Source organism: Aliamphritea spongicola (assembly GCF_017051665.1).
GTDB classification, from domain to species: Bacteria; Pseudomonadota; Gammaproteobacteria; order Pseudomonadales; family Balneatricaceae; genus Amphritea; species Amphritea spongicola.
Map to the genome: position 1 here is coordinate 1,219,805 of NZ_JAFIDL010000001.1, position 24,477 is coordinate 1,244,281.

25 protein-coding genes and 3 tRNA genes are annotated in these 24,477 nt (G+C 50.8%); 13 read left to right on the forward strand and 15 right to left on the reverse strand.

The genetic code is table 11. The features are described from left to right. Nucleotides 1-50: 50 nt before the first annotated feature. The 3 genes from JYB63_RS05625 to JYB63_RS05635 form a co-directional block, all read right to left on the reverse strand. Nucleotides 51-126: transfer RNA gene (locus tag JYB63_RS05625), tRNA-Val, on the reverse strand. 50 nt (nucleotides 127-176) lie between these two features. Further along, nucleotides 177-253 (reverse strand) — tRNA-Asp (locus tag JYB63_RS05630). 22 nt (nucleotides 254-275) lie between these two features. After that, a tRNA-Val gene (locus tag JYB63_RS05635) sits at nucleotides 276-351 on the reverse strand. Between the two features lie 233 nt (nucleotides 352-584). Between JYB63_RS05635 and syd the strand changes: the two genes are divergently transcribed. Both syd and JYB63_RS05645 read left to right on the forward strand, forming a co-directional pair. Further along, nucleotides 585-1,169 (forward strand): SecY-interacting protein, encoded by a 585-nt coding sequence (syd, locus tag JYB63_RS05640; RefSeq protein ID WP_205656799.1) that lies wholly within the window; start codon nucleotides 585-587, stop codon nucleotides 1,167-1,169. A 6-nt stretch (nucleotides 1,170-1,175) separates the two neighbouring features. Continuing rightward, complete coding sequence (locus JYB63_RS05645; RefSeq protein ID WP_205656800.1) at nucleotides 1,176-1,751, forward strand: YajG family lipoprotein; 576 nt, start codon at nucleotides 1,176-1,178, stop codon at nucleotides 1,749-1,751. Nucleotides 1,752-1,841: 90 nt separating this feature from the next. On the opposite strand, the gene JYB63_RS05650 is transcribed toward JYB63_RS05645, so the two are convergent. Beyond that, complete coding sequence (locus JYB63_RS05650; protein WP_205656801.1) at nucleotides 1,842-2,510, reverse strand: DNA-3-methyladenine glycosylase I; 669 nt, start codon at nucleotides 2,508-2,510, stop codon at nucleotides 1,842-1,844. Further along, nucleotides 2,511-2,924, reverse strand: coding sequence for a peptide-methionine (R)-S-oxide reductase MsrB (msrB, locus tag JYB63_RS05655; RefSeq protein WP_205656802.1), 414 nt, complete (start codon nucleotides 2,922-2,924; stop codon nucleotides 2,511-2,513). A gap of 173 nt (nucleotides 2,925-3,097) precedes the next feature. Between msrB and JYB63_RS05660 the strand changes: the two genes are divergently transcribed. The 3 genes from JYB63_RS05660 to JYB63_RS05670 all read left to right on the forward strand — a co-directional run bounded on the left by JYB63_RS05660 (nucleotide 3,098) and on the right by JYB63_RS05670 (nucleotide 6,047). Continuing rightward, the gene (locus JYB63_RS05660) at nucleotides 3,098-4,315 is read left to right on the forward strand and encodes a pyridoxal phosphate-dependent aminotransferase (protein WP_205656803.1); all 1,218 of its coding nucleotides are present in this window, start codon (nucleotides 3,098-3,100) and stop codon (nucleotides 4,313-4,315) included. Between the two features lie 215 nt (nucleotides 4,316-4,530). Continuing rightward, complete coding sequence (locus JYB63_RS05665; protein WP_205656804.1) at nucleotides 4,531-4,899, forward strand: hypothetical protein; 369 nt, start codon at nucleotides 4,531-4,533, stop codon at nucleotides 4,897-4,899. Between the two features lie 320 nt (nucleotides 4,900-5,219). Further along, nucleotides 5,220-6,047, forward strand: coding sequence for an HDOD domain-containing protein (locus JYB63_RS05670; RefSeq protein ID WP_205656805.1), 828 nt, complete (start codon nucleotides 5,220-5,222; stop codon nucleotides 6,045-6,047). A gap of 60 nt (nucleotides 6,048-6,107) precedes the next feature. Here the strand turns inward: JYB63_RS05670 and JYB63_RS05675 are convergent, their stop codons facing one another. After that, complete coding sequence (locus JYB63_RS05675; protein ID WP_205656806.1) at nucleotides 6,108-7,025, reverse strand: class I SAM-dependent methyltransferase; 918 nt, start codon at nucleotides 7,023-7,025, stop codon at nucleotides 6,108-6,110. Between the two features lie 239 nt (nucleotides 7,026-7,264). On the opposite strand from JYB63_RS05675, the gene htpX reads away from it, so the two are divergent. From htpX to JYB63_RS05690, 3 genes are all read left to right on the forward strand, one after another. Next, nucleotides 7,265-8,143 (forward strand): protease HtpX, encoded by an 879-nt coding sequence (htpX, locus tag JYB63_RS05680; protein WP_205656807.1) that lies wholly within the window; start codon nucleotides 7,265-7,267, stop codon nucleotides 8,141-8,143. 248 nt (nucleotides 8,144-8,391) lie between these two features. Beyond that, entirely contained in the window at nucleotides 8,392-8,571 is a 180-nt protein-coding gene (locus JYB63_RS05685) for a PA3496 family putative envelope integrity protein (protein WP_205656808.1), read from the forward strand. A 140-nt stretch (nucleotides 8,572-8,711) separates the two neighbouring features. Beyond that, nucleotides 8,712-8,903, forward strand: a complete 192-nt coding sequence (locus JYB63_RS05690) for a PA3496 family putative envelope integrity protein (RefSeq protein ID WP_205656809.1) — start codon at nucleotides 8,712-8,714, stop codon at nucleotides 8,901-8,903. Between the two features lie 42 nt (nucleotides 8,904-8,945). Here the strand turns inward: JYB63_RS05690 and JYB63_RS05695 are convergent, their stop codons facing one another. Further along, on the reverse strand, nucleotides 8,946-11,225 hold the full coding sequence (locus JYB63_RS05695) for a YgiQ family radical SAM protein (RefSeq protein ID WP_205656810.1): 2,280 nt from the start codon (nucleotides 11,223-11,225) through the stop codon (nucleotides 8,946-8,948). 149 nt (nucleotides 11,226-11,374) lie between these two features. Here JYB63_RS05695 and JYB63_RS05700 point away from each other — a divergent pair, with 149 nt between their 5' ends. Further along, nucleotides 11,375-11,545 carry an oxidoreductase-like domain-containing protein gene (locus JYB63_RS05700; RefSeq protein WP_205656811.1) on the forward strand — a complete coding sequence of 57 codons (171 nt, stop codon included), beginning with the start codon at nucleotides 11,375-11,377 and terminating at the stop codon, nucleotides 11,543-11,545. A gap of 4 nt (nucleotides 11,546-11,549) precedes the next feature. Here JYB63_RS05700 and JYB63_RS05705 read toward each other — a convergent pair whose 3' ends face one another. The 3 genes from JYB63_RS05705 to JYB63_RS05715 form a co-directional block, all read right to left on the reverse strand. Beyond that, entirely contained in the window at nucleotides 11,550-12,860 is a 1,311-nt protein-coding gene (locus tag JYB63_RS05705; protein WP_205656812.1) for a hypothetical protein, read from the reverse strand. A 99-nt stretch (nucleotides 12,861-12,959) separates the two neighbouring features. Beyond that, entirely contained in the window at nucleotides 12,960-13,442 is a 483-nt protein-coding gene (locus JYB63_RS05710; protein ID WP_205656813.1) for an FKBP-type peptidyl-prolyl cis-trans isomerase, read from the reverse strand. Nucleotides 13,443-13,587: 145 nt separating this feature from the next. After that, the gene (locus JYB63_RS05715; protein WP_205656814.1) at nucleotides 13,588-14,625 is read right to left on the reverse strand and encodes an NAD(P)H-dependent flavin oxidoreductase; all 1,038 of its coding nucleotides are present in this window, start codon (nucleotides 14,623-14,625) and stop codon (nucleotides 13,588-13,590) included. Between the two features lie 211 nt (nucleotides 14,626-14,836). On the opposite strand from JYB63_RS05715, the gene JYB63_RS05720 reads away from it, so the two are divergent. Then, a complete protein-coding gene (locus tag JYB63_RS05720) occupies nucleotides 14,837-16,246 on the forward strand; it encodes a DEAD/DEAH box helicase (RefSeq protein ID WP_205656815.1) in 1,410 nt (469 codons plus the stop codon). Between the two features lie 6 nt (nucleotides 16,247-16,252). Here the strand turns inward: JYB63_RS05720 and JYB63_RS05725 are convergent, their stop codons facing one another. The 5 genes from JYB63_RS05725 to JYB63_RS05745 all read right to left on the reverse strand — a co-directional run bounded on the left by JYB63_RS05725 (nucleotide 16,253) and on the right by JYB63_RS05745 (nucleotide 21,530). Further along, on the reverse strand, nucleotides 16,253-17,617 hold the full coding sequence (locus JYB63_RS05725) for a hypothetical protein (RefSeq protein WP_205656816.1): 1,365 nt from the start codon (nucleotides 17,615-17,617) through the stop codon (nucleotides 16,253-16,255). A gap of 58 nt (nucleotides 17,618-17,675) precedes the next feature. After that, nucleotides 17,676-19,583 carry a sensor domain-containing phosphodiesterase gene (locus tag JYB63_RS05730; protein ID WP_205656817.1) on the reverse strand — a complete coding sequence of 636 codons (1,908 nt, stop codon included), beginning with the start codon at nucleotides 19,581-19,583 and terminating at the stop codon, nucleotides 17,676-17,678. Nucleotides 19,584-19,725: 142 nt separating this feature from the next. Continuing rightward, nucleotides 19,726-20,328 carry a MarC family protein gene (locus JYB63_RS05735; RefSeq protein ID WP_205656818.1) on the reverse strand — a complete coding sequence of 201 codons (603 nt, stop codon included), beginning with the start codon at nucleotides 20,326-20,328 and terminating at the stop codon, nucleotides 19,726-19,728. 91 nt (nucleotides 20,329-20,419) lie between these two features. Next, on the reverse strand, nucleotides 20,420-20,893 hold the full coding sequence (locus JYB63_RS05740) for a DUF2947 domain-containing protein (protein ID WP_205656819.1): 474 nt from the start codon (nucleotides 20,891-20,893) through the stop codon (nucleotides 20,420-20,422). A 55-nt stretch (nucleotides 20,894-20,948) separates the two neighbouring features. Continuing rightward, nucleotides 20,949-21,530 carry an NlpC/P60 family protein gene (locus JYB63_RS05745; protein ID WP_243431805.1) on the reverse strand — a complete coding sequence of 194 codons (582 nt, stop codon included), beginning with the start codon at nucleotides 21,528-21,530 and terminating at the stop codon, nucleotides 20,949-20,951. A gap of 122 nt (nucleotides 21,531-21,652) precedes the next feature. Between JYB63_RS05745 and JYB63_RS05750 the strand changes: the two genes are divergently transcribed. From JYB63_RS05750 to JYB63_RS05760, 3 genes are all read left to right on the forward strand, one after another. Continuing rightward, complete coding sequence (locus JYB63_RS05750; protein WP_205656820.1) at nucleotides 21,653-22,159, forward strand: thioesterase family protein; 507 nt, start codon at nucleotides 21,653-21,655, stop codon at nucleotides 22,157-22,159. Nucleotides 22,160-22,162: 3 nt separating this feature from the next. Then, a complete protein-coding gene (locus tag JYB63_RS05755) occupies nucleotides 22,163-23,170 on the forward strand; it encodes a hypothetical protein (RefSeq protein WP_205656821.1) in 1,008 nt (335 codons plus the stop codon). A gap of 206 nt (nucleotides 23,171-23,376) precedes the next feature. Then, nucleotides 23,377-24,465, forward strand: coding sequence for an efflux RND transporter periplasmic adaptor subunit (locus JYB63_RS05760; protein WP_205656822.1), 1,089 nt, complete (start codon nucleotides 23,377-23,379; stop codon nucleotides 24,463-24,465). Nucleotides 24,466-24,477: the final 12 nt, after the last annotated feature.

A 24,477-nucleotide genomic window follows, 5' to 3' on the forward strand; every position in this document is an offset into this window, starting at 1 on the left:
CCTGCGTGACAGGCAGGTATTCTAACCAACTGAACTACCGCTCCGTTTAGTGGTGGGCGTGGAGAGGCTCGAACTCCCGACATTCGCCTTGTAAGGGCGACGCTCTCCCAACTGAGCTACACGCCCACTAAACAAAGTTGAAGGCTTTAGACTCCCCTTCAGGAGTATTTGCAGATTGGCGGAACGGACGGGACTCGAACCCGCGACCCCCTGCGTGACAGGCAGGTATTCTAACCAACTGAACTACCGCTCCACTCTGCAAGTGTTCGATTTGATGGTGGGCGTGGAGAGGCTCGAACTCCCGACATTCGCCTTGTAAGGGCGACGCTCTCCCAACTGAGCTACACGCCCTCAAATCGAGAGCCGAATTGTAAGGATTTTGCGTGCCTTGTCAAACGTTTATCAGAAATTATTTCACAGCCTCAGCAAAGATTTTCTTCTGCCATTTAACCGCCCCCGGTCAGCCGCCATGTTTCTAACCGCTTCAATACATTCAGCTTTAACCGGTAAAGACATAATCCGTAGCATTCTATTATGGCCGGAAGCCTTTATACTTATCGCAACATTAAAGGGAAAACCGATCCATGCACCCAGCCGAAAGCTTACAGACACAAATTGACCAGTTCATACAGAGCAGCACTGAACTGCAGCACAAAACACTTGGCAGACTGCCGCTGACAATTGCTGATCCGGAATGGCCATCAGCCTGCTATCAGCCCTCTCCGGCGAATACGGACAGCCATCAGACCTGGCAGCCTGTACCACAAAACAACTATGCACAGGACATGTTCGACCGGCTGGAAGAAGCTCTTGGTTACAGCATTCACCCGGACATCCGTACCTGGTACAGCAGCTACTGGTCCGACCCTGTACCGGCACAATGTCCGGACGGCGACCTGAGCCTGCTGTTCATCTGGAATGAAAAAGACTGTGAACGCCTGCGGGGAAATCTGATCGGCCACCTGCTGAACAAACAGAAGCTGCGCCACCCACCGAGTATCTTTTTTGCCTGCACCGAACCGGACGGCGACCACTACCTGAGCGTCGACAACCACACCGGCGAAGTCTGGCTGGAACTTCCCGGCCGTCCGGCAATCCGAAAGATAGCAGGCTCATTAAGTGAATTTCTCACCACACTGACGCCTTTACCTATCCCTGACACGGAGTAATCATCTATGCGTTTTTTAATGATGTCTGTAATCACCTCATTATTGCTGCTCACGGGCTGTAGTAAATTTCAGCCACACCAGGTTGATTTGCAGGCCCTGCATCCAAAGATTGAAACCAAGCAACGCCTGCCGGAAGGCCTGACTGTTGCAGTTGAAACCCGTGATCTTCGGCCAGACAGCCTGATCGGCTACCGTATCAGCCGCCTCAGCGACCGGGCACCGGTCGAGCTGGCCTTGCCAGCAAATGTACAGATTAATCAGGGCGCGAAAGTAGCACTGGTAAAACTGGGGGCCACTCCGGTTGCCGGCAATGCTGAAGCTCAGTTACTACTGACGCTGAAAGATCTGAGCTACTCCGCAACGGTAGAAGCCCTGCAAACCGTTACCGTCAAAGCCAGCCTTGAAGTAAAAGCCAGCAAATATAACCGCAGCTACACCGGCAACTACAACAGCCAGAAGCAACACCAGTTTGTTGCCACCCCTGACCTGCAGGAAAATCAGGCAGTCGTACAGGAAATTATTCTGGAAACCCTGAGCCGTGCTTTCAGCGATCCGCAACTGCTGGATTTTCTCGCTCAGTAAAGCTGTATATTTAAAATAAGCGCAAAAAAACACACATAAAAAAAAACAGGCCATCAGGCCTGTTTTTATGTCACTCTTTCCGGCTTAGCGTTACCAGCCGACAGTGTAAGACAGCAACCTGCTGATATGCGCCAGAGGCCTGCCAGACTCCTGCTGCCAGGTATTAAATGCATTCTGCACCAGCGCCAGATCCCGCTTGGCCGTCGGTGCTTTATCGATCACCCCTTGCGCCTTCAGAGCTGCAACAACATCGTCCGTCAGCAGAAAAGTATCTTTCCCTATCTGGCGCAGAAAATACGCGGCAGAACGCCCGCCAAGCTGCTGACCTTCTTTTTTGAGAAACGCCCACAGACTGACAATATCCTCGGTTGGCCAGTGCGCCACCATATGCGCAAAACTGCCATGCTGCTCGCTGTAATTCACAATCATCGTCGCATTGGTACGTACCGCTTTAATCTTGCCCCAGTGCCGGATGATCTTGTCGTTTTGCATCATGTTTTCAAGCTGTTCATCACTCATCAGAGCAATTTTTTGCGGTGCAAACCCCCAGAACGCCTCCTCAAAAGCGGGCCACTTAGCATCCACCAGCGAATGTTTCAGCCCGGCCCGGAAAATCCGCCGGGACATTTCAGACAACACCCTGTCATCCGGTAACTCAGCCAGTATCTCCGGCGACTGCACCACCGGCATAAGACTTTCAACATCCTCTCCCGCCTTATGTGCACTGACATGCTCATAAATCCATTTAAATGACTTCACTTACTGCTCCTCTTTGGCGGTAAAATCCAGCGATACGGAATTTATACAGTACCGCAAACCGGTCGGTGCCGGACCATCCGGAAACACATGGCCCAGGTGCGCACCACAACCATTACATACCACCTCGGTACGGATCATGCCGTGAGACAGGTCACGGTTCTCACCGATACAGCTTTCATTGGCCGGCTGATTAAAACTCGGCCAGCCACAACCGGCATCAAATTTGGTATCTGAAACGAATAATTCTTCACCGCAGCATACGCACTGATACTTACCGGCAACAAAGTGCTGATCATACTCACCGGTGTGCGGACGCTCGGTCCCTTTCTGACGGCAGACCCGATACTGCTCCGGGGTTAACTCAGACTGCCATTCAGCGTCACTGCGCTGACGCGGATATTTATTTTCACCCATTGAAATTCCCCTGTTTTTTTACTCTCAGCTACTGTTTATGGACAGGCCAAATGCAGTATGATTCAAAACCTTGTTTTGATCGCCCAAAGTTAAACTTTAGCGTGCTGTGCATAATATAAAATAACTAACTGTTTCAGCCACCGGCAGACCGTGGCCACCAAGGATAAATAAAGATGTCAATAATCCGCAAATCCAACAAACTGATTAACGTCTGTTACGACATACGCGGACCAGTACTTCAGGAAGCCAAACGTCTCGAAGAAGAAGGCCAGCGCATCATCAAGCTGAACATCGGCAACCCCGCCCCGTTTGGCTTTGAAGCACCAGAAGAAATCATTCAGGACGTTGTTCATAATCTGCCAACCGCCCAGGGTTACTGCGACTCCAAAGGCCTGTTTTCTGCCCGTAAAGCCGTCATGCAGGAAACCCAGAAACGGGGCATTAAAAACGTCACCATCGAAGACATCTACCTGGGCAACGGGGTCAGCGAACTGATCGTCATGGCAACCCAGGGGTTACTTAACGACAACGATGAACTGCTCATTCCCGCGCCGGACTATCCACTGTGGACGGCCGCAGTCAGTCTGGCCGGCGGCACACCGGTTCATTACCAGTGTGACGAAAGCCACGACTGGGCACCTAACATTGATGACATACGCAGCAAAATCAGCGAACACACCAAAGGCATCGTCGTCATTAACCCGAATAATCCCACCGGTGCGGTTTATCCTCAGGAAGTACTGGAACAGATTATTGACCTTGCACGTGAATTCAACCTGATTATTTTTGCTGACGAAATTTACGACAAGATTATTTATGACGAAGCCAGGCACATTCCGCTGGCCAGCCTCAGCGATGACGTTCTGTGCATTACATTCAACGGCCTTTCGAAGACCTACCGGGCAGCCGGTTTCCGGTCCGGCTGGATGGTCCTGAGCGGCCCCAAACATCATGCCAGGGACTACATTGAAGGCCTGGACATGCTGGCCAGTATGCGCCTGTGCGCCAACGTTCCCGCCCAGCACGCCATTCAGACAGCACTGGGCGGCTACCAGAGCATCAACGAACTGATCATCCCCGGTGGCCGTTTATATGACCAGCGGGAACTTGCGTATCGTGAAATAAATGCCATTCCGGGACTATCCTGTGTCAAGCCAATGGGCGCGCTGTATCTGTTCGTAAAAGTTGATCCGGAAGTATGCCCGATCTTCAATGATGAAAAACTGGCCCTCGATCTGCTACTGCAACAAAAAGTACTGATCGTTCAGGGAAGTGGCTTCAACATGCCGGATACTCAGCACTTCCGCCTGGTCATCCTGCCCCGTGAAGATGAACTGATGGATGCCATCAGCCGCATCGGCGAATTCTTCCGCAACTACTCTCAGAGCTAATCAGCCACGCTCAGACGCCGCTGCCGGTTACCACTAACCGGCAGCATTTCCCTTGCTACAATTCCCACATAATGAAAACCAACACCCCTGCAGTCATTCGCTTTCCTTTTCTGATGGGCGTAAGATTTTTTTCATACAGGCCAGCTATACTGCCTGTGCCCTGATGCTGATCCCCGGCATCCAGCGCACTCAAACCATCAGCAACTGGAAGCATTATGTTTATAAAGATCAAAAAGAATTGCGGCATCTTCATGGAACACAACGGCATGGAACAGAACCATATCATTCCGGTCACCAGTAACTTTCTGATCAATCTTAACCACGCTGCCGAAATATCCTTCTACACCATCAAAGAAACCAAAACCCGGTATGATCTGGAAGGTCATGAGATAAACGTACCACCGCATACCCGCGTCATTCACATGCAGATGACCTACCGGCACTCCAGCATTAAAGAACGGATCGGTGACAACAAAGGCAGCATTGTTGAACGCAACTACTACAAGTTCTACTTCATGCCGGAAGAAATGGGCCAGTACGAACAACTGCGCGGCCATATCGAAAATCACGTCCTGAACCTGTAACGTGAACAAACTCCGGTTATGGCTGCCCGGCAGCCATAACCGTCTTTCACGTTTACACCCTCCCCCTGCAGACCCTAGCATTCACAACAACCCTGAACTGCCTACGATTAAACAAACGTGTGTTTATTTTCCGACCACCTCCCATAATGAGGTTATATCTGCTTGCAAAACAAGCCTCTTCGTATTTATCTATAACGGTCAGCTCGACGATTTAAGGAATATCTGGCGGCCTTTCTGGCACGTATTTTTTACGCCACCCAAACACAGACCGAGCTGGACAACGAATTATCAGATAGCCTGTCACAGATTAAGGAGTGGCTATGGAAGTCAGCGAATTATTACAACAGACTCACAAATTACCGAATGTACCTGACGTGGTACGTGAGCTGATCCAGCAACTGAACAACCCTAATGCCGACTATGGTGAAATCAGCGAAAAGGTCTCCAAAGATCAGACCATGTCGCTGAAGATTCTTCGCCTGGTCAACTCAGCACACTTCGGCCTGAGCCGTAAAGTATCCTCAATCGATGAAGCCGTTGTTATGCTGGGTATGAACCAGCTGAAAACCCTGGTAATCGCCTCCGGGCTGGCCGGCTCGGTCACCGAAGTGGAAGGCATGAATCTGAAAGAATTCTGGTCACAGTCTTTCCGCATTGCCACCATTGCCAAATGGTACGCCAGCAAAACTGACTCCGTGGATCCGGATGTAGCGTTCACCATCGGCCTGATTCACAACATCGGCCGCCTGTTACTGCACCTCACCAAGCCAAAACTGGCCGAAGCCATCCAGCAGCGGGTTAAAGAAAGTGGCACCAGCCGCTCCGCCGCAGAAATGGAACGCCTGAATTTCACTACCCCTGAAGCAGGTCAGGCTTTACTGGACATGTGGAAGTTCCCTGAAGAACTGGGACAGGCCGTGCGCTATCACAAGAATCCAATGGAATCCGAGCCGCCTAACCCGGCTTGCGCCATCACCAACATTGCCTGCTATCTGAATGCCTGCATCCGTAGCAAACGCAGCCTGGAAGAAACCATGGAACGCTTCCCGGTTAAAGTTGCCGCACTGGCTGGCTTACCGGCTGATATTGCCAGCAGCTGTGAAGAAGCCATGGCACTTGAGTCTGGCCTGGACGGCCTGGCAGGTTAATACCGCTTCAGGCTGCCGATTGCCGGCAGCCTGATCTTTCCTTTTCTCAGAAACTCTTTCTCAAGACAGTTTCTCAAATACAAGCACCTTCAGCGCCCGCTCCGGGTCTGCATCCGGGAAATCATCCGGGTTTTCCAGACGCCCAACAAAGCTGAACTGCGGACAATGCTCTGCCATCAGATCCCGTAAAAACTGACTGTCCAGCTCCGGCGAATTCAGACAACTGAGCACTTTGGCATTTTCACCGGTCAGCTCAGGCAAACGCCGTAACACTTTAAGATAATCCTTGGTTGCCACAAAGCTGCCCTTCTGAAAACTGGGCGGATCAATTACCACCAGATCATAAGGGCCTTCACGCTTCAGTTTTCCCCAGGAACGGAACAGGTCATGGGCGAAGAACTTTACCCGGCTGAGATCATGATCATTCAAACGATGATTTTCACGACCGGTATTCAGCGCCGGACTACTCATATCCAGATTAACAACCTTCTCGGCACCACCGGCCAGTGCAGCCACCGAAAAGCCACAGGTATACGCAAACAGATTAAGCACCCGCGCCCCTTCAGCATGCTGCTGCACCCAGCGGCGGCCTTCCCGCATGTCCAGAAACAAACCGCTGTTCTGATTCTTCAGAGGCTGCATCCAGAACTTCAGCTCACCTTCCGTCACTGCCAGCCGTCTGACATCCGCATCATCCGCCTGCCAGCACACCTGAATGCTGTCTTCACGGCGATAGCGGTGCTGCACCAGCAATGTGGATGGCTTGTGAACCGGATGTTCTGCAAAAAAAGCCACCAGATTATCCAGCTGCTCCGCCGGTATTTGATTAAACAGCCGGATAACAATCAGTGGTGGCAAGCGATCAATGACCACGTCTTCAAAGCCGCTGAAACAACGTCCCCGGCCATGAAATAAACGGCCCACCTCTCCCGGCCGGCGGGTAAACTGCTGTTCTATATAATCAAATACAGCCTGCATACTGTCCTGCTCTGAACCAGGCGGCATCCCGGAACTTTACGGAATGAAAACACCTGCAAATTAAAATCAGCGGCGATTATAGACATCCTGTCCGGGCGGCACCAGCGCAGACTAATTTAACCTGGGCGGTTGAAACTTAACGTGCCCGCCTATATCTAAGGATCAGACATAAATAATCCATAACAGGCCGCTAAATGGCCGGTAAAACAATCCCATAGCCAGCCAAAGGTTATACATCTATGCGTATCGTACTCTTTCTTCTGACCAACCTGGCCATCATTCTGGTTGCCAGTGTAACCCTCAGCCTTCTGGGCGTAGGCTCTACCCTGCAAGCCAATGGTGTAGATCTGGATCTTGGTAATCTGCTGATCATCTGTGCCGTTTTTGGTTTCATGGGCTCCTTTGTCTCCCTGCTGCTCTCCAAGTTCATGGCCAAACGCTCTACCGGCCTGCAAATGATCGAACAGGCCAGCAACGCTGACGAACAGTGGCTGATGGATACCGTGCAGGAGCTGGCAACAGAAGCCGGCATCGGCATGCCGGAAGTAGGTATTTTCCCGGCAGAACAGGCTAACGCCTTTGCGACCGGCTGGAATAAAAATAACGCTCTGGTGGGTATCAGCCTGGGCTTATTACAACGTTTTCGCCGGGAAGAAATCCGTGCAGTACTGGCCCACGAAATCGGCCACATTGCCAACGGCGACATGGTTACCCTGACCCTGATTCAGGGTGTGGTAAACACCTTTGTTATGTTCTTCGCCCGCATCATTGGTCACTTTGTTGACCGGGTTATTCTGAAGAACGAAGAAGGTCACGGTATCGGCTACTTCGTCGCATCTATCGTTGCTGAACTGGTTCTGGGTATACTGGCATCTACCATCGTTGCCTGGTTCAGCCGTCGCCGGGAATTCCGTGCTGATGAAATGGGTGCCCGCCTGGCTGGCAACTTCGCAATGATCGGTGCTCTGCAACGCCTGAAGGCTGAATATGAAGTACCTGATCAGATGCCGTCTACCATGACCGCATTCGGTATCAGCAGCCATCTGAAAGAAGGCTTCATGGCTGCATTTGCTACCCATCCGCCACTGGATGACCGTATCGCTGCACTGCAAAAATAAGCTGAAACACGCAATAATCAGCCCTGTTTTCCCAACGGAAAACAGGGCTTTTTTATGGCTGCAGACAGAGAATCCTGCTGCTACCGAATTATTCTCTCAGCGAATATTACGTCATAGTTTAATAAAAAAAAGTTCTTTAACCTCTCCCCAAACTTTGTTCCATAATCAGATTAACACTTACAGAGCCACGCCAAATTCGGCTGATGGTATTTTCACCAGCTATCGGACTTTAGCCGAGGTTTTTTAGCATGAATGAAAAAACTGCTATCGATGAAGAACTGGACATGACAGATGCCGATACAGAGGATACGGAGCTGTCGACAGCTGAAAAAAGATTTTGCCCTGACACTGAAAAACGCCGCCGTATTGAAGCCATGCGGGAGCAACGGGAACTGGAAAGAGAACTCAGGGAATTCTTTGACGACTGATACGACCCCGCTGTATCTCACATGACTGAACCGTCATCTTTCGGTAATACGCTGGTCATAAAAACGCGGTTTTATATATCTGAACAGGCACTGCGGTGCACCGGACAATAAGATATATAACCCAGCGGAACAGTACAGTTATGAGCAGCAAAATCCGTCTTGAAGACCTCTCTTCAGAAGCCCTTGATGATATGGACAACAGCTTCTTTGGCGAAGACAAACAACAGCGCCCGAAAAAAGCCAAAGCAAAACGCAAACGCCAGATGATCGAAGATTACATGGAAGAGCGCCAGCTGAAACGGCGTATCAGCGACGGCTTTGAATGGGCCTGAAGCAAAGCTAACCCCATTTTCAGAATACCGCTAAAGCAGCGCTCAGCGCTGCTTTATTCTGTCGGCTATCCGGCTGCGCTGAGCACTGCGGGCCTTAGCACCGGTTGCGGCTTTAGCAGCAGGCTTTTGCTTCTGTGAAGCGTTCTTCTTCGAGGGCTTTTTCTTCGCTTTAACCGCTTGCGGTGTGACCGGCTGATAGCCCTTTGCGGGCTGAGCTTTTCCGTGACCGGCAGCTTTTGCACCAGGCTGACGTTTCGGTGCTTCCTCTTCTGCAACCAGACACTCTTTCCCCCGACCGATCAGCTCTGAGCGCCCCATCTCTTTAAGCTTAGCCCGCAACTGTGGCCAGTTCTCTTTATCGTGATAGCGCAACAGGGTTTTATGAGCCTTACGCTGCTCCGTCTGCTTCGGAATATACATGCGGTCACTCTTATAGGTAATCTGCTTCAGCGGATTCTTTTCTGAGTGATACATAGCAGTTGCCAGAGACATCGGTGACGGATAGAAGGTCTGTACCTGATCCACCTTCAGATCATTATTCTTCAGCCACAGGGACAAGCTCAGCATATCCTCATCATCACAACCCGGATGGGCGGCAATGAAATACGGAATCAGATACTGCTTCTTACCCGCCTCTCTGGAAAAACGGTCAAACATATTCTTAAAGTCGTAGTATGTATCCATACCCGGCTTCATCATCTTGCTGAGGGTATTTGGCTCACTGTGCTCCGGGGCAATCTTCAGATAACCGCCCACATGATAGGTCACCAGCTCTTTAACGTATTCCGGGTCACGCACCGCCAGGTCATAACGCAGGCCGGAGGCAATCGCGACATTGTGAATACCCTGCACTTTACGGGCTTTACGGTACAGCTCAGTGGTGGGGCTATGATCCGTATTCAGATTCTTACAGATGGTCGGATATACACAGGAAAGCTTACGGCAGTTCGACTGAATTTCATCATCATTACAGTTGAGGAAATACATGTTAGACGTCGGGCCGCCAAGGTCAGAGATAGACCCGGTAAAGCCCGGCACCTTCTCTTTAATGTCTTCAATCTCGTTGATGATCGACTCATGGGAACGGCTCTGGATAATCCGGCCTTCATGTTCGGTAATCGAACAGAAGGTACAGCCACCGAAACAGCCGCGCATAATATTGATCGAGAAACGGATCATGTCATACGCAGGAATCTTTGCTTTACCGTAGCTGGGATGCGGCACCCGCTGATACTGCAGGCCAAATACACCGTCCATCTCTTCAGTGGTCAGGGGAATCGGTGGCGGGTTAACCCACACCTCCCGGTTACCGTGTTTCTGCATCAGCGCACGGGCATTGTGAGGATTTGACTCCTGATGAAGCACACGCGAAGCATGGGCATAAAGGGCCGGATCTTTGGTGACCTTATCGAACGAAGGCAAACGGATATAGGTGGTTTCAACCTCAAGCTTTTCCTTCCGCTTAAGGGGCATCGGTACAATTTTAATTGGCGCAGGAATGTCTGCCAGATCGTCCGGAGCAGTGCCACAGGCAGTACCGGCATCGCTGCCATTTTCCTGATTGCCAAAATCATATGGGTTAGGCAGTTTGTCGATATTACCCGGCCAGTCAATCCGGGAAGAGTCCAGCTCCACATAGCCCTCAGGCGGCGCTTTACGCAAATGCACCGTGCCGCGCAGATTCCAGATATCATCCAGAGACTTTCCTTCAGCCAGCGCATGGGACAGATCCACAATAGCCCGCTCGGCATTGCCGTACAGCAGAATATCCGCGGTGGCATCAATCAGTACCGACCGTCTGACCTTATCACTCCAATAATCGTACTGAGCAATACGACGCAGGCTCGCTTCGATCCCGCCGATGACCACAGGCACGTCCCGATAGGCTTCCTTACAGCGCTGGCTGTACACGATAACCGCCCGGTCCGGACGCTTTCCGCCTTCCCCGCCGGCGGTATAGGCATCATCATGACGCATCCGCAGATCCGCCGTATAACGGTTGATCATCGAATCCATGTTTCCAGCAGTTACCCCGTAATAGAGATTCGGTTTACCCAACGCCATAAACGGCTCAGCACTGCGCCAGTCCGGCTGAGCAATGATTCCCACACGGAAGCCCTGGGCCTCCAGTAAGCGCCCCATCACCGCCATACCAAAGCTCGGGTGGTCCACATAGGCATCACCGGTGACAATGATAATGTCACAGCTGTCCCAGCCTAGCTGGTCCATTTCTGCACGGGTTGTCGGTAAAAACGGTGCCGGGTTATCGCTTTTCGCCCAGTATGGCGCAAAGGAAAAAATATCGGGGGCGTGTATTCTCATGGCGTCTGGAAACTGCTTCGTCGTAAGTAGCCGGCCATTGTCGCAGAAACTGCGACTAACGGCCAATAAACCGAATGTCAGCAGCCCCTCCAACCCGAATCATTAAATGTTAGAATAGGGTTTCAATACGAATTATCGAGCCTAAGCCAATGAACCGAGAACGCCCGACACCGCCCGGCGAATATGAATGCTGCGAAAGCGCCTGCTCTCCCTGCGTATGGGATACCTACTATGAAGATCTGCATGCCTGGAATGCCGAGCAAAAGGCCCTGAAAGAAGCACAGGAACAACAGACAGACAAAAGTGAAGCCGACGCTTAAGGCGTTACATCCGTTCAAATACGAACAGCGTTAACATCACCAGAGCTGACATCCCCAGCATATACGGCATATTCCAGCGCATAATCTGCATACCGTCGATGCCGTATTTCCCCTGTATCGAAATGTTCATACCGGATAAAGGCCCTGCTGCCGACCCCAGCGCCCAGCTGGATAAAAAGATAATCCCCAGCATGCTCTGATCCGGCTGCAGGGGCATCAGCAACGGACCAATGATTGAAATACCAATCACCGGATGCAGCCCCGAAACCGCCAGCACCATAATAAATCCGTAGCTCAGGCCCGCCGTCCAGGCATTAAACTCGCTAAATGGCAGTAAAGCCCCCTGCCCGGCCAGCAAACTCTGCAAACCGAAACTGAACACGCCGGCAGATAAAAACAGCACCACTTCATTGGTCATATTGGCCAGCCGGCCTTGTATGTGGCCCCGCAACGGCGCAGCTACCTTGCCCCGGAACAGCAAAGTGAGCAGGCAAATTAAAGGGGCCGACAGAGTAATAATGAACAGGATGGATAACTGCGGATACAGGTAGTGTACAACCAGAACCGCCACCGCCAGCAAGCTTGGCAACCAGAGGCTGTTCAGCCGTAACGGATAGCCTTCAAAGCGCTCATGCTCCGACAGACGCCGTACGGTAAAGAAGATCACCACCAGCGCCGCCACCGCCAGAGCGGCGCCACTAAACATCAGCTCCGACAAGCGTGCTTCAGGTGCATAGGTCAGCGCCACCCCCATCGCGGCAAAGAATGGTGACCAGAAAGCTGCCGCAGAAAATGCCCGGGTCAGTGCCACTACTTGTGCCCGGCTCAGTGAGCGCCGCTGAGACATACGGTCCCCGAGGATAAACAGCGCAGAAAGGTTAATCACCGCCCCAAAGAAATGTACCCCAAGAAGGGTCCCCAGAATCGAGCGTTTACCGGTAGGCAGCCGCTCACCTTCCGCCAGATCCGGCTGGCTGACCAACCCCAGAAAGCTCACCGCCACCAGCATCGAAATCAGCGCAATATTGCCTTTCAGCAAGTCACTTAAATCTACTGTATTACCCAGCAACAGTGCCAATAAAGCCGCCCCTGCACCGATGCCCGACAGCACCAGCGCCTGCAACCGGTTACGGCGACTCATCGTCTGCCAGGAAAGACCACACGCCAGCCAGTAGCATAAACCGGCGAATACCAGAAAGCCTTCATGCCACAGAGCCATAGGGGTGCAGACTACCCCTAACAATACGCTGACGCCCCGCACGGACTGTACTGGGTTCACCGCCATTGTTTCCGCAACACTGTTCCCCTGTGACATAGTGCACTATCCTTAAAGATCCTGACGAAAGCAGCCTTAACGAAAAAAGCCTTGCGCTCCGAAGATGCACAAGGCTTTAAGTATTACATACAGAACTTATCAGTGATGATGGCCGCCAGCACCGTGTGCGTGGCCATGCTCAAGTTCTTCTTCAGATGCATCACGCACTTCAACCACTTCAACGTCGAAGTTCAGCACATCACCTGCCAGCGGATGGTTACCATCCACAGTAACCGTTTCGTCAGTCACAGCAGTCACAACAACCGGCTGCTCGCCCCATGGTGTCTGCGCCATGAACTGCATACCGATTTCGATTGTGTCGATGCCGTCAAACAGATTACGCTCAACTTCCTGAATCAGTTCTTCGTTCGGCTGACCGTAACCTTCTTCAGGAGATACTTCTACCTGCTGCTTATCACCAACCTGTTTGCCAGTCAGTGCGTTTTCCAGGCCCGGTACAATGTTGCCCTTACCGTGCAGATACGCCAACGGCTCACCACCGGCAGAAGAGTCCAGTACTTCACCGGCAGCATTTGTCAGGGTGTAATGGATCAGAACAACTTTATTGTCAGCAACTTGCATGTTTTTCTCTCGCTTATAAGGACAAAACAGCAATAGCGCTGCCAAAGGCCTCAGAAATTAATTAACCCGGTTTACTCAGAAGCACCCCGGCATGGTTTACATAATGCCGACGCCCCTGCTGTGTTTCAAGGGCTTAGCGGATATTCTACTTAATATAATCCGCCCCCAGCTCACGGGTCAGCAATCCGGCATCCACCGGCCGGCAACCGCTGCGGTTCTGACCGGACCATAACGGTGAAAAGTCCCCGCTGCCGGCTGCTTCTGCAGCACTTCGCAACGGCGCCAGCGCCGGGGTTGCCTGCGGAAATGGCGGTGCATCAGGGCTGACCAGCCCCAGTTCAAGCATCGCACGGTTAACGATTCCCCGGGCCGGCCCGCCGGAAAAGACATTGGTCAGCGCTGTATGCAGGGAAGCATCCTGCAATGCTGCCCGGTGCAGGGCGCTGGTATTCGTCTGATCACAGAGTAAATACACCGTACCCATCTGCACACCGGCCGCACCCAGCTGCATAGCCGCCCGGATGCCTGCCTGATCACAAATCCCGCCAGCAGCAATGACCGGCACATCCACCTCTGCAACTAACTGGGGCAACAATGAAAACGTACCGGACTGCGTATCCATATTCCGGGTCAGAAAAATCCCCCGATGACCACCCGCCTCCAGCCCCTGAGCAATAATGGCATCCACTCCCTGCTCCGCCAGCCAGCGCCCTTCTTCCAGCGTGGTCGCACTGGCAATTACTTTGGCACCTGTTGCCCTGACCCTCTTCAGGAGTCCAGCATCAGGCAGACCAAAATGAAAACTCACCACTTCCGGCCGGTACGCTTCCAGCACAGCAGCATGATCAGCATTAAACGGCGCACGGCCACCGGCAGCCGGCTCTTCGTCAACTCCAAGCTCATCGTAATAGGGCTGCAGCCTCTCCCGCCAGTGCTGTAGCTGGCTATCGGTGACCGGTAAAGGGTCGTGGGCAAAAAAGTTAACGTTCACAGGGAGGTCCGTACCCGCGCGGATAGCCTCCAGCTCTGTCGCCATTACTTCCGGTGTCAGCATCGCACAGGGTAAAGAGCCTAAACCACCGGCATTACTCACTGCCACCGCCAGTGCACTGCCCTGCACGCCCGCCATAGGTGCCTGAATAACAGGCAACTCAATATCAAACAAATCCCGGATATCTGTCATTGGTGAACTCCCCCTGTGCGGTTAATTTCAGTGCGCTAGCATTGCACAGTTATTGCAGTGCAACAACCGGCCAACACTCCCGCTTTAACAGTACCAGTCAGGCCTTTATGATTCGCAAAAATCCGGCAGATCCGCTAAGCTGCGAGACTTTTCAGCATGCCCGTCTGCATGCCTGCCAACCACGTGATAATCACGGAATCTGAAGTAACTTATGTCATTTGCAAAACTGGGTCTCAGTGACAACCTGCTCGCCACGCTTGAAGCACAAAACTTCACTACAGCAACGCCTGTTCAGCAACAGGCGATACCGCTGATCCTGCAGGGAAAAGACGTACTGGCCGCCGCGCAGACAGGCACCGGCAAAACCGCAGCCTTTGCATTGCCGATACTGCACATAATTGGTAACCGCCAGGCAGAAGCCCACCGGCCACTGGCACTGATCCTCGTCCCGACCCGGGAACTGGCCAGCCAGGTGGCAGCAAACATTGAACAACTGAGCAATAATTCTGCCCGCAGCATTATTCTCATTGGCGGCGTTTCCCGTGAACCACAGCTGGAAGCATTACAGGACGGTGCTGAAATCCTTATCGCCACGCCGGGCCGCTTACTTGATCTGTACCTGCAGGATGCCATCCGTTTTGATCACCTGGAGCTGTTAGTGCTGGATGAAGCAGACCGCATGCTGGATCTGGGCTTCAGCCCGGAAATCACCCGTATTTTTGAAGCACTGCCTGCCCGGCGCCAGACCCTGCTGTTCTCAGCCACATTCAGCGACAGCATCCGGCAACTGGCCAGACAACGCCTGAACAACCCCGCTGAAGTTTCAGTCAGCCCGGCAAACAGCGCGGCCAAAACGGTAAAGCACTGGCTCTACAGCACCGACAAAAAACGCAAAGCAGAATTACTCACCGAGCTTATTCTGACTGAACGCTGGCGTCAGACACTGGTGTTTACCAAAACTAAAAAAGGCGCCGATGCACTGGGCAGAACGCTGGCAGACGCCGGCATAAACTGCGCCGTCATTCACAGCGACCGCAATCAGCAGGCCCGGGATAAAGCCCTGAACTCATTTCAGGCAGGCAGAGTCTGGGTATTAATTGCCACGGATGTCGCCTCCCGCGGGCTGGACATTGATCAGTTAAAACAGGTCGTTAACTTTGATCTGCCGGTACAGGCTGAAGACTACATTCACCGCATCGGCCGCACCGGCAGAGCCGGCAAACAGGGACAGGCCATATCGCTAGTCAGTGCCGACGAGTTTCCGCAGCTACAGGCCATAGAACAGTTGCTGGGTAACAACATTGAGCGCCGTGAAGTAGCCGGCTTTGAAGCGGACCACCGTCTGCCGCTGTTCAGCAAGCCAGCAGTTCAGAAAAAAACAAAAGACAAATCACCGGCGGGAAAACAGCACAAGACAAGCCATCAGAAACAGTCTGCGGCAAAAAACAAATCGGCCAAAAAACATGGCAATGCTGAGCAGCACAATGTAAGCCGAAAAAAAGCGACGCAGGGAAAATCCGGCAAGCCGAGAGCTGTAAAGCAACCCACCGGAATAAAAGATTCGGCTGAGAAAAAACCGCAAAAGGTACCTAAACGCCCACGGCCAAGTTTCAGTAAATAATCATTCTCACGTACTAACAAACCCTATCCAAAAAATGATAGCACAAGGACCTAGGCTTAAAGTAAACGGTGCTATCATATATATTTTTTTAAAAAAGGCAGACTTAAGAAACAAATATCTTAAAACTAGCATCAAATAAACAAAAACAACCAAGATATAAAAAACAATCGATAAAATCATTGCTGATATATAGTAGGGCGAAAGTAAAAACTCAACATCAGAGTCTTTAATAATTGGTAAATTACCATAAAATCTTGGATCATAAACAGATCCTGTAATTTTTAAATCACTATCGCAAACTAATTCACTACTAGAATCTTTTTTCATAATAAGATTATAATCTATATCAATACACACCTCTTCATTCCAAAAAGGACTAAATCGACTATGCAGAGGAAAAAATTCTCTGGCTGATACTTTAACTAGTTCTGGCTCAAATAACCTCCAAAAATTATCTTCCAGCAAGTCAGATAGACTATGTGCAATCATATAAAAATACTTAAATGGTAAAACATAATCAACAGGAGGAATTTCTGTTCTTACCTGATAAGTCACTTCATCTTTCAGGTTAACTTCTTGTTTCATTTTATCAAACGATAACAATTTATCATTCACTGTATATGAAATAATTTTCCATGAAGAATAGCCCTCCAACTTCTCAAAGCTTGGAATAAAGAGATTTGGATCAACGAACTTTTTATTCGACACTATACTAAAATTTGCAAAAGTTACTACATTAAAAGCCTTTCCGTTAATTTTTGGAAGTAACTCTATTGAATACAAATAAGAATCACCAGCATGCTTTCTTTTATAAAAGCTATAATCCAATGTCAAACTAGAAGATGACGATTTAGGATTCAATACATTAGAGGAATACAGGTGAGCAGATAAAGCTAGACCAACTGAAAACAAAAATATAAAAAGATTGGATGATGTAAGCATATCCGAAAATATAAAAACAGCTCTTGATAGCTTATTATCAGTTTCCATTGACTCAAGCACAAAAAGTTTTGTTTGAGCAGAGATCAACCAAAAAATAAAAACATACGTTAAAAATAAAACAGAATTAAAGTATCCCTCAAATAAAAAAATATCGACCAGAGAAAAATCATTAAGAGTATAATAAACAACCAAGAAAACAAAAACAGATATTAAAAAGCTATTTCTGATATATCTATATGAAAGAGGTTTACCAGGAAAAGCCTTATCATAAAATTTATAATAAAAAACTGAAATCACATTATAATAATCTGGCTTTACCGGCTCTTTTCTAGCATTTCTAAACTTCGCCGTTAAGACATCAATGGTACCACCAATAGTTACAAAACTAGCCAATATGCCAAAAAAACTTGCAACAACTGAATGATCCACTCAAATACTCCTTTTCAAGTCAAAAATATCTAACTATAAACTCATATAAGTTATTATTTTACGCAATTGCCATCTGTGCGTTATTCATAACAGAAGATACACCCTCAAGGTGAGCCGCCGCAAACTCCAGCGCCGGTACCGGACGGCCATACAGATAGCCCTGCCCGCAGTCACACCCTTCTTCCAGAATAAAGTCATTCTGTTCCTGGGTTTCGATACCTTCAGCTATCACATTCAGGTTGAGTTTTCTGGCCATCGCAATAATAGCGCGGGCCAGCTCACGGTCCTGTTCACTGTTATCCAGATGCGCAATAAAGCCCCGGTCGATTTTCAGCGTATCAAAGGCATATTTCTGCAAATAACTCAGTGACGCATAGCCAGTACCAAAATCATCCAGAGACACGCCCACACCGATGCGTTTCAGGGCGTTGATTACCCGGGTTGCCTGATACTCATCCTGCATCAGCACACCCTCTGTAATCTCCAGTTCCAGCATATTCGGCGGCAGTTCAAACTCCGTTAACAGGTCTGCTACGTAACGTACCAGCCCGGTATCACGGAACTGCACCGGTGAAATATTCACCGCCATGCGCATAGGGTAGTTATACAGCCGGTACCAACTGGATATCTGCTCAATCGCCGTCCGTAACACGAAATGACCGATATCCACGATCTGGCCATTGCGCTCCGCCAGGCTGATGAACTGGTCCGGCCTGACATGTCCGAGTACTGGATTAAACCAGCGCAGCAACGCTTCTGCGCCGATCAGCCTGCGGGAATCCGTCGCAATCAACGGCTGAAAATGCAAACTGAATTCACTGTTTTTCAGCGCATCCACCAGATGTGATTCAAGGCGGCAACGCTCATCCAGTACCAGCTGCATACTGTCAGTGAAAAAGGTGTAGGCACTGCCGGAAACCTTACCCAGGTTCATTGCTGCGCCGGCCTTCTTCAGCAACGTGGATGCATCCGGCCCGTCTGCCGGAGACATCGCCAGTCCCATCTTAATCGGCACCGTAATATTCTGCTGATCAATCACCAGCGGCTGGTTCAGGCTGTGACTCAGACGGTTAGCCAACCGCACACTGAGCTCTTCGATCCGGGACGTCGCCAGCAGGACTACAAACTCATTGCCGGTTACCCGGGCAAGATAAAAGTTGCCCGATAAATCATGACGCAGCCGGTCGCTGATTCTCTGGAGAATCTGATCCCCGATCAGGTAACCGTAACTGTCGTTGATGGTTTTGAAATTCTGCAGGCCGATGTACAAAACAGCAAACTGCTGTTCAGCATTAACGGAGAGAATATGTTCCATGTGGCTGAGCAAAGCTGCCCGGTTAGGCAGGCCGGTTAGCGCATCATATCGCTGCACATATTCCAGCGTCTGCGCCATGGAGGCACGGTTATCAACCTCATTGGAAAGCTGTTCACGCAGACTGAGCAGTTCCTGCTGTTGCTTCTCATACAGCTGCGTCAGCACTTCGTTGGCAGCCTCAAGGCGGGCCTGCCGGGCCATGCATTCCAGATCAGCTTCGATGGTTTTCTGAAAACGGGATAACAGCGTGCGGATATTCTCGGCGTAGTGGTTCTCTGTGCTATCAAACACACAAATGGTGCCAAACAGCGCGCCGCCGGGCCAGTAAAGCGGTAAACCGTAGTACGACACCATCCCCTGCATTTCAGCCAGACACGCCTGCCATTCAGGGTGCTGCGCGATATCTGCAACGTGCAGCGGATTCTCATGACGAACAAATGCCTGGCACAGTTGCCCCTGCACATCCAGGCTGCCTTTGCTGAACGGATTAGTAAGGTTATCGCTGGCGACGAATACTTCCAGCTGCTCACCCTGATCCCTGATAATCAGCACTGCCGGTATACTGGCGATCTCAGACACCAGATCTACAGTTTGCTGCCAGCCTGCCAATATTGAATCGGGTACTTCCGCTGTTCTTATATCAACCGACATATGCTGTTTAAAGGTCCACTCTCTCTTTACGTTTTCTGCAAACGTAACGGCTATTAATCAAACGTTCATTAGAACACTTATTGCCGGAAGGAAAACCTTACCGCTCACCATTTTAAGGACAAGCGGTTTTATAAACGCGCAATCAGCTGCTAGCAATCAGCTGAGTCACCCCGTCATAAACAAACTGAATCGCCAGCGCCGCCAGAATAACCCCTAAAAAGCGGCGTAAAATCTCGTCTCCGGTACGGCCGATAATCACCTTTACATAGCGGGACAGTAACATCAGCACCAGCGTCAGCACTGTGATGGAAATAATCGCCAGCAGAATCGACAAATTCTGCTCTGCGTTCTCCGCCTGTGAAAACAGCAGGATCGATAACGTCAATGAACCGGGGCCGGCCATCAACGGAATCGACATCGGGAATACTGAAATATCCCGCTTAGCGGTCGTCACCGTGTACTCAACGTCCTGAGTGATCATCTTAAACGCGGTATAAAACAGCAGCAAGCCACCGGAAATCCGCAGCGCCTCAATGTTGATGCCCAGCTTATTCAGGAAAGGCTCGCCGTAATTACCAAAAATTATCAGCAACAGAGTCGAAATAACAATCGACTTAACCGCCATTTTAACCCGGTGACCGGTTTCGCCTGCCGGTACCAGAGAGTGGAAAACAATTGCCGCACCGATCGGATCAATAATAATGAACAGCGCAGTGATGGCATTCAGATAAACCAGAATATCCATTCAGAAAACCTTACAAAAAATAAAATAAGGCCGCAGCCGGCAAAACTACCGGCTGTCAGCTCAGAAAATCAGTTAACAGAATAATCGAAAACTAAGGACGGGTACCGATCCGGACATTGCCTGTCTGCATAAACTGGGCAACTTGCTTACGCTTGCGCCCGATCAGTAATGGTCCATTGTCGAAAAACAGAAAGTTTTTCCAGTGACGCTTAAACACGTGCCAGCGGGTTTCAATCACATGTTCAACGTCGTAACAAAAATACACCAGCGTATTGTCATCCCAGTCCAGATGCTCCAATAACTGCTCCGGCATATCCGCCTCATCCGACTCCCAGCGGTTTTGCCATGGAAAAGTTTCCTGCCAGGTCGGATTCTTATTCGCCCAGTCATCATCATAAAACAGTTCAGGGTGATTACTTTCCTGACTAATCTGCTGACGCCATACCTGTTCAGCACGGGCTTCACTCAGGGGTTTTATTTCATTCAGATCAGCCTCTGAAACAGGCAGATCTTTATGCCTGAAAATCCAGGCGCGCTTATATGCTTCTAACGGTATGTAATTCATCTGATAAACCAAAACTGCCGCTGTAGGTTATACAACGACACAATAACAAGAGGCTTTATCTGTCAGCCAGGGACTGTGACTCAGACGTCTGAACAATGCCAGGCCGGCGGGCTTGCCAGAAACGCTTACGCCAGTATGGATTTGCCAGCGGCGTAATACTTACCCCAAGAGTCTCACCGGAATGCAGAAAAGACTGATTGCCGATATAGATACCAACATGACGGCTGTACGTTCCGGTTTTAAAAAACACCAGATCACCGGGCCGTAACTCATCACGGCTAACCGGCGTACCGATTACCGCCTGCTTTAACGTAGTACGGGGCAGGTTAAGATCAAACTGCGCAGCGAAACTGCGCTGTACAAAAGCAGAGCAATCAATGCCCTTTTTGGTCGTGCCCCCCAGCCGGTACGGCACCCCTTCCCACTCTGCAAACTGGCGCAGTAACTGTTCCTGTACAGTCGCTTCCGCTGCCGGCAGTGGCGTGACATTATTATAACGCCAGCTGACCACCGGCTTCTCAGCCACTGATGTCTTATCTACCACGGCAGGTTTTACCGACTGACCACCACAGCCTGTCAGCAACACTGTCACTGCCATACTGCACACAATCAACCCTGTACGAATCTGCTTAAGCATTCTGCTGTTCATCCTGGAAAGCACGACAGATATTTGTGCCAATAATAGCCCAAGCATTGGCACAGCAATAGAGGCAAGATACTATTTTGGTTAAGGATTATCGAACATTCGGACAAAATGCCATGGCCCAGACACCCAATTTACCTATTGTTTACAGCACAGACATAAAATCTGACTGGCTCGACTACAACAACCACATGAACGTAGCCTACTACGTGCTGATCTTTGATCTGGCTGGGGTGGAACTGGTGGCAAAACTGGGCCTGAGCCCTGAATATACCGCGCAAGAGCAGATTTCATGGATGGTTCTGGAAAACCACATCACCTACAACAATGAAGTCAGCCTTGGTCAGGAAGTGGATATCAGCTGCCGGCTGCTGGATAACGACAGCAAACGCCTGCACCTCTATTTCGAAATGCATGCCCGTAACCCGGATGGCAGCACCTATCTGGCTTCCACACTGGAACAGATGGCAATGTGCGTTGACCTCAGCGCCCGTAAAGCCTGTGAATTCCCTTCTGATATTCTGGCGAATATTGAAGCACTTGCCGACAAACACGAAACCCTTCCAATGCCTGATAAAATCGGCCGTAAGATTGGCATTCGCCGTAAACCTGTCACAGGCTGAACCATGATAAAACCTGAAATACTCCAGCGCGCTGTTACTCAGGGGCTGATAAAACCCGAACAGGCAGGCCCATTACTGGACTTTATCAACCAGCAACAGGATGCTGAACTGCCATCCGCGCAGGATGAGGAACAACTTAAATTTGTACGTAACTTTGGTGATATTTTTATCACCATCGGCGTCGCTTTCGTCGCCATATCCATCGCCACGATGGACCTGCAAAGCTGGCAGTGGTGGCTGTCAGCAGGATGCTTTGTAGCCCTGGCCGAATGGCTGGTAAGACAACGCCGGCTGGCCCTGCCCGGTATGGCGATCCTGCTTTCTATAATGTATTTCGTCGCTCAGGGTGCGGGGCTGCCGGACATCGACCTGTTCGCAGACCAGTACAGCAGCATTCCTTCCCTGCTGTTACTGGCAGGCTGCGCCGGCGCCTTTTACTGGCGTTACGGTATGCCGTTCAGCCTGTTACCTATGGCGCTGAGTCTGGTGACGATTGCCCTGATCGGTCTGGGTGAAGAGTTACTCCGGCATCAGTGGCTGTTCACCCTGACCGGGCTGGTTGTATTTGCCGTTGCTATAACCTTTGACAGCAAAGACCGGCACCGGCAGCTGCGCTGGAGCGACTGTGGATTCTGGCTGCACCTGCTGGCATCGCCACTGATCGTCCACGGCGTCATGACCACCCTCATCTTTTCTGACGCGCCGGTGTTAAATGCCCTGGGCAATGAGATCCTGCTGATCGGCTTCTTTATTGTATTCATGTTGCTGGCCCTGCTGGTAGACCGGCGGGCAATGCTGGTCTCCAGCTCCAGTTACGGGATCTATGCGATCTTCATGCTGCTGGAAAACAGCCTCATCAGTACTGAAAACCTGCCATTAGTGGTCTTTATCGGTTTTGGCCTGTTCATCATTTTCTTTGGTACCTTCTGGTACCGGTTACGCAGCATAATTTTCCGCCCGCTCACCGGCACTGCCATTGCCAGGCTGGTACCGGACTTTAACGGAAAATAGCTTAAACACCCGTGAATGCTGGACTATTGGTCCGGCATTCTGCACCCTTAACCATGCGCTTTTAAACCGGGTGATTAACCACCCGTTTACCCCATTCGGACTACACTGGGGTAATAACTTTTTCAGACTGTTCGCCCACACAAAGGGAGATTTCCGTGTTGTCGTATCGTTTTCCCCACACGCCAGTGATTTTGGCAAGCCTTATATTGTCTGCAACCCTTCTTCAGGGATGCGCTGAAGAAGCCCCCCAAGCCTCTGATCAGGCCGCGCAGACCGTCATCCGCCCGGTTAAACTCTACAGCGTAGGGGCGCCCAAAGAAGCCCCGAGCCGCACCCTGGCCGGCACCATTCAGGCATCTGATCAGGCCGACCTCAGCTTCCGGGTGGGCGGAAAAGTCGCTGAAGTAAATGTAGATGCCGGTGACCAAATTACAGCCGGTGACGTCATCGCCACACTGGATAAAACCCAGTTGCAACTGGCTGCGGACTCCGCCAAAGCGCAACTGCAGCGTGCCAATGCGGTACTGGCAGAAGCCCAACGCAATTACACGGCGAACAAAGAACTGGTTAAGCGGGGTGTCATTTCCCGGATCAGCTTCGAAAACTTTGTCGCTACCCTGAAATCGGCCACTGCGGATGCCGATGCCGCCCGTGCCAGCCACGAGCGGGCACTCAAAGATCTGGACTACGCCGTATTACAGGCCCCTTTCAGTGGCCTGATCGCCAGCCGCAATGTTGAACCCTTTACCAACGTGACTGCCGGCCAGAGCCTGTTTCAGATCGCCAAACAGGGCCAGCGGGAAGTGGTCGTCAGAATGCCGCTTTCAACCCTGCGCTACATTAATCAGGACAGCCCGGTGCGGGTTACTCCGCTGATTGCCGATGAACTGAGCCTGGGTGAAGCACCGGCTTACGAAGGCGTGATCCACCAGATCGGTTCGCGCTCAGAAGCCGGCAACGCCGTCACCATGAAAGTACTGCTGCAGGGTAATGTTGCCGAACTGCGTGACGGCATGGCGGCCGAAGTACGTTTTAATCTCAGCTATCAGGACAGCGGTCACCTGACCGTACCATTCAGCGCCATCGTTGCCGGTGATCAGGCCGATACCGGTTACGTCTTTAAATACCAGCAGGATGAACAGACCGTCACCAAGGTTGAAATCCAACTGATTGCCCCTCGGGATCAGGGTGTTGAAGTCAGCGGAGAACTGCTGGCCGGTGATCAGGTAGTGGCCGCCGGTGCCCAGTTCCTGCATGAAGGCCAGCAGGTCACACCATTTAAAGCCGTGCAGTAAGGGAGCAGGATT

Bases quoted from the DNA above. Each gene is read 5' to 3' on its own strand.
- JYB63_RS05715 (WP_205656814.1), bottom strand. From the start codon at position 14,625: ATGACAGATATCCGGGATTTGTTTGATATTGAGTTGCCTGTTATTCAG.
- JYB63_RS05700 (WP_205656811.1), top strand. From the start codon at position 11,375: ATGAACCGAGAACGCCCGACACCGCCCGGCGAATATGAATGCTGCGAA.
- syd (WP_205656799.1), top strand. From the start codon at position 585: ATGCACCCAGCCGAAAGCTTACAGACACAAATTGACCAGTTCATACAG.
- JYB63_RS05705 (WP_205656812.1), bottom strand. From the start codon at position 12,860: ATGTCACAGGGGAACAGTGTTGCGGAAACAATGGCGGTGAACCCAGTA.
- JYB63_RS05745 (WP_243431805.1), bottom strand. From the start codon at position 21,530: ATGCTTAAGCAGATTCGTACAGGGTTGATTGTGTGCAGTATGGCAGTG.
- JYB63_RS05720 (WP_205656815.1), top strand. From the start codon at position 14,837: ATGTCATTTGCAAAACTGGGTCTCAGTGACAACCTGCTCGCCACGCTT.
- JYB63_RS05755 (WP_205656821.1), top strand. From the start codon at position 22,163: ATGATAAAACCTGAAATACTCCAGCGCGCTGTTACTCAGGGGCTGATA.
- JYB63_RS05730 (WP_205656817.1), bottom strand. From the start codon at position 19,583: ATGTCGGTTGATATAAGAACAGCGGAAGTACCCGATTCAATATTGGCA.
- JYB63_RS05645 (WP_205656800.1), top strand. From the start codon at position 1,176: ATGCGTTTTTTAATGATGTCTGTAATCACCTCATTATTGCTGCTCACG.
- JYB63_RS05740 (WP_205656819.1), bottom strand. From the start codon at position 20,893: ATGAATTACATACCGTTAGAAGCATATAAGCGCGCCTGGATTTTCAGG.
- JYB63_RS05660 (WP_205656803.1), top strand. From the start codon at position 3,098: ATGTCAATAATCCGCAAATCCAACAAACTGATTAACGTCTGTTACGAC.
- JYB63_RS05665 (WP_205656804.1), top strand. From the start codon at position 4,531: ATGTTTATAAAGATCAAAAAGAATTGCGGCATCTTCATGGAACACAAC.
- JYB63_RS05685 (WP_205656808.1), top strand. From the start codon at position 8,392: ATGAATGAAAAAACTGCTATCGATGAAGAACTGGACATGACAGATGCC.
- htpX (WP_205656807.1), top strand. From the start codon at position 7,265: ATGCGTATCGTACTCTTTCTTCTGACCAACCTGGCCATCATTCTGGTT.
- msrB (WP_205656802.1), bottom strand. From the start codon at position 2,924: ATGGGTGAAAATAAATATCCGCGTCAGCGCAGTGACGCTGAATGGCAG.
- JYB63_RS05735 (WP_205656818.1), bottom strand. From the start codon at position 20,328: ATGGATATTCTGGTTTATCTGAATGCCATCACTGCGCTGTTCATTATT.
- JYB63_RS05690 (WP_205656809.1), top strand. From the start codon at position 8,712: ATGAGCAGCAAAATCCGTCTTGAAGACCTCTCTTCAGAAGCCCTTGAT.
- JYB63_RS05670 (WP_205656805.1), top strand. From the start codon at position 5,220: ATGGAAGTCAGCGAATTATTACAACAGACTCACAAATTACCGAATGTA.
- JYB63_RS05750 (WP_205656820.1), top strand. From the start codon at position 21,653: ATGGCCCAGACACCCAATTTACCTATTGTTTACAGCACAGACATAAAA.
- JYB63_RS05675 (WP_205656806.1), bottom strand. From the start codon at position 7,025: ATGCAGGCTGTATTTGATTATATAGAACAGCAGTTTACCCGCCGGCCG.
- JYB63_RS05695 (WP_205656810.1), bottom strand. From the start codon at position 11,225: ATGAGAATACACGCCCCCGATATTTTTTCCTTTGCGCCATACTGGGCG.
- JYB63_RS05710 (WP_205656813.1), bottom strand. From the start codon at position 13,442: ATGCAAGTTGCTGACAATAAAGTTGTTCTGATCCATTACACCCTGACA.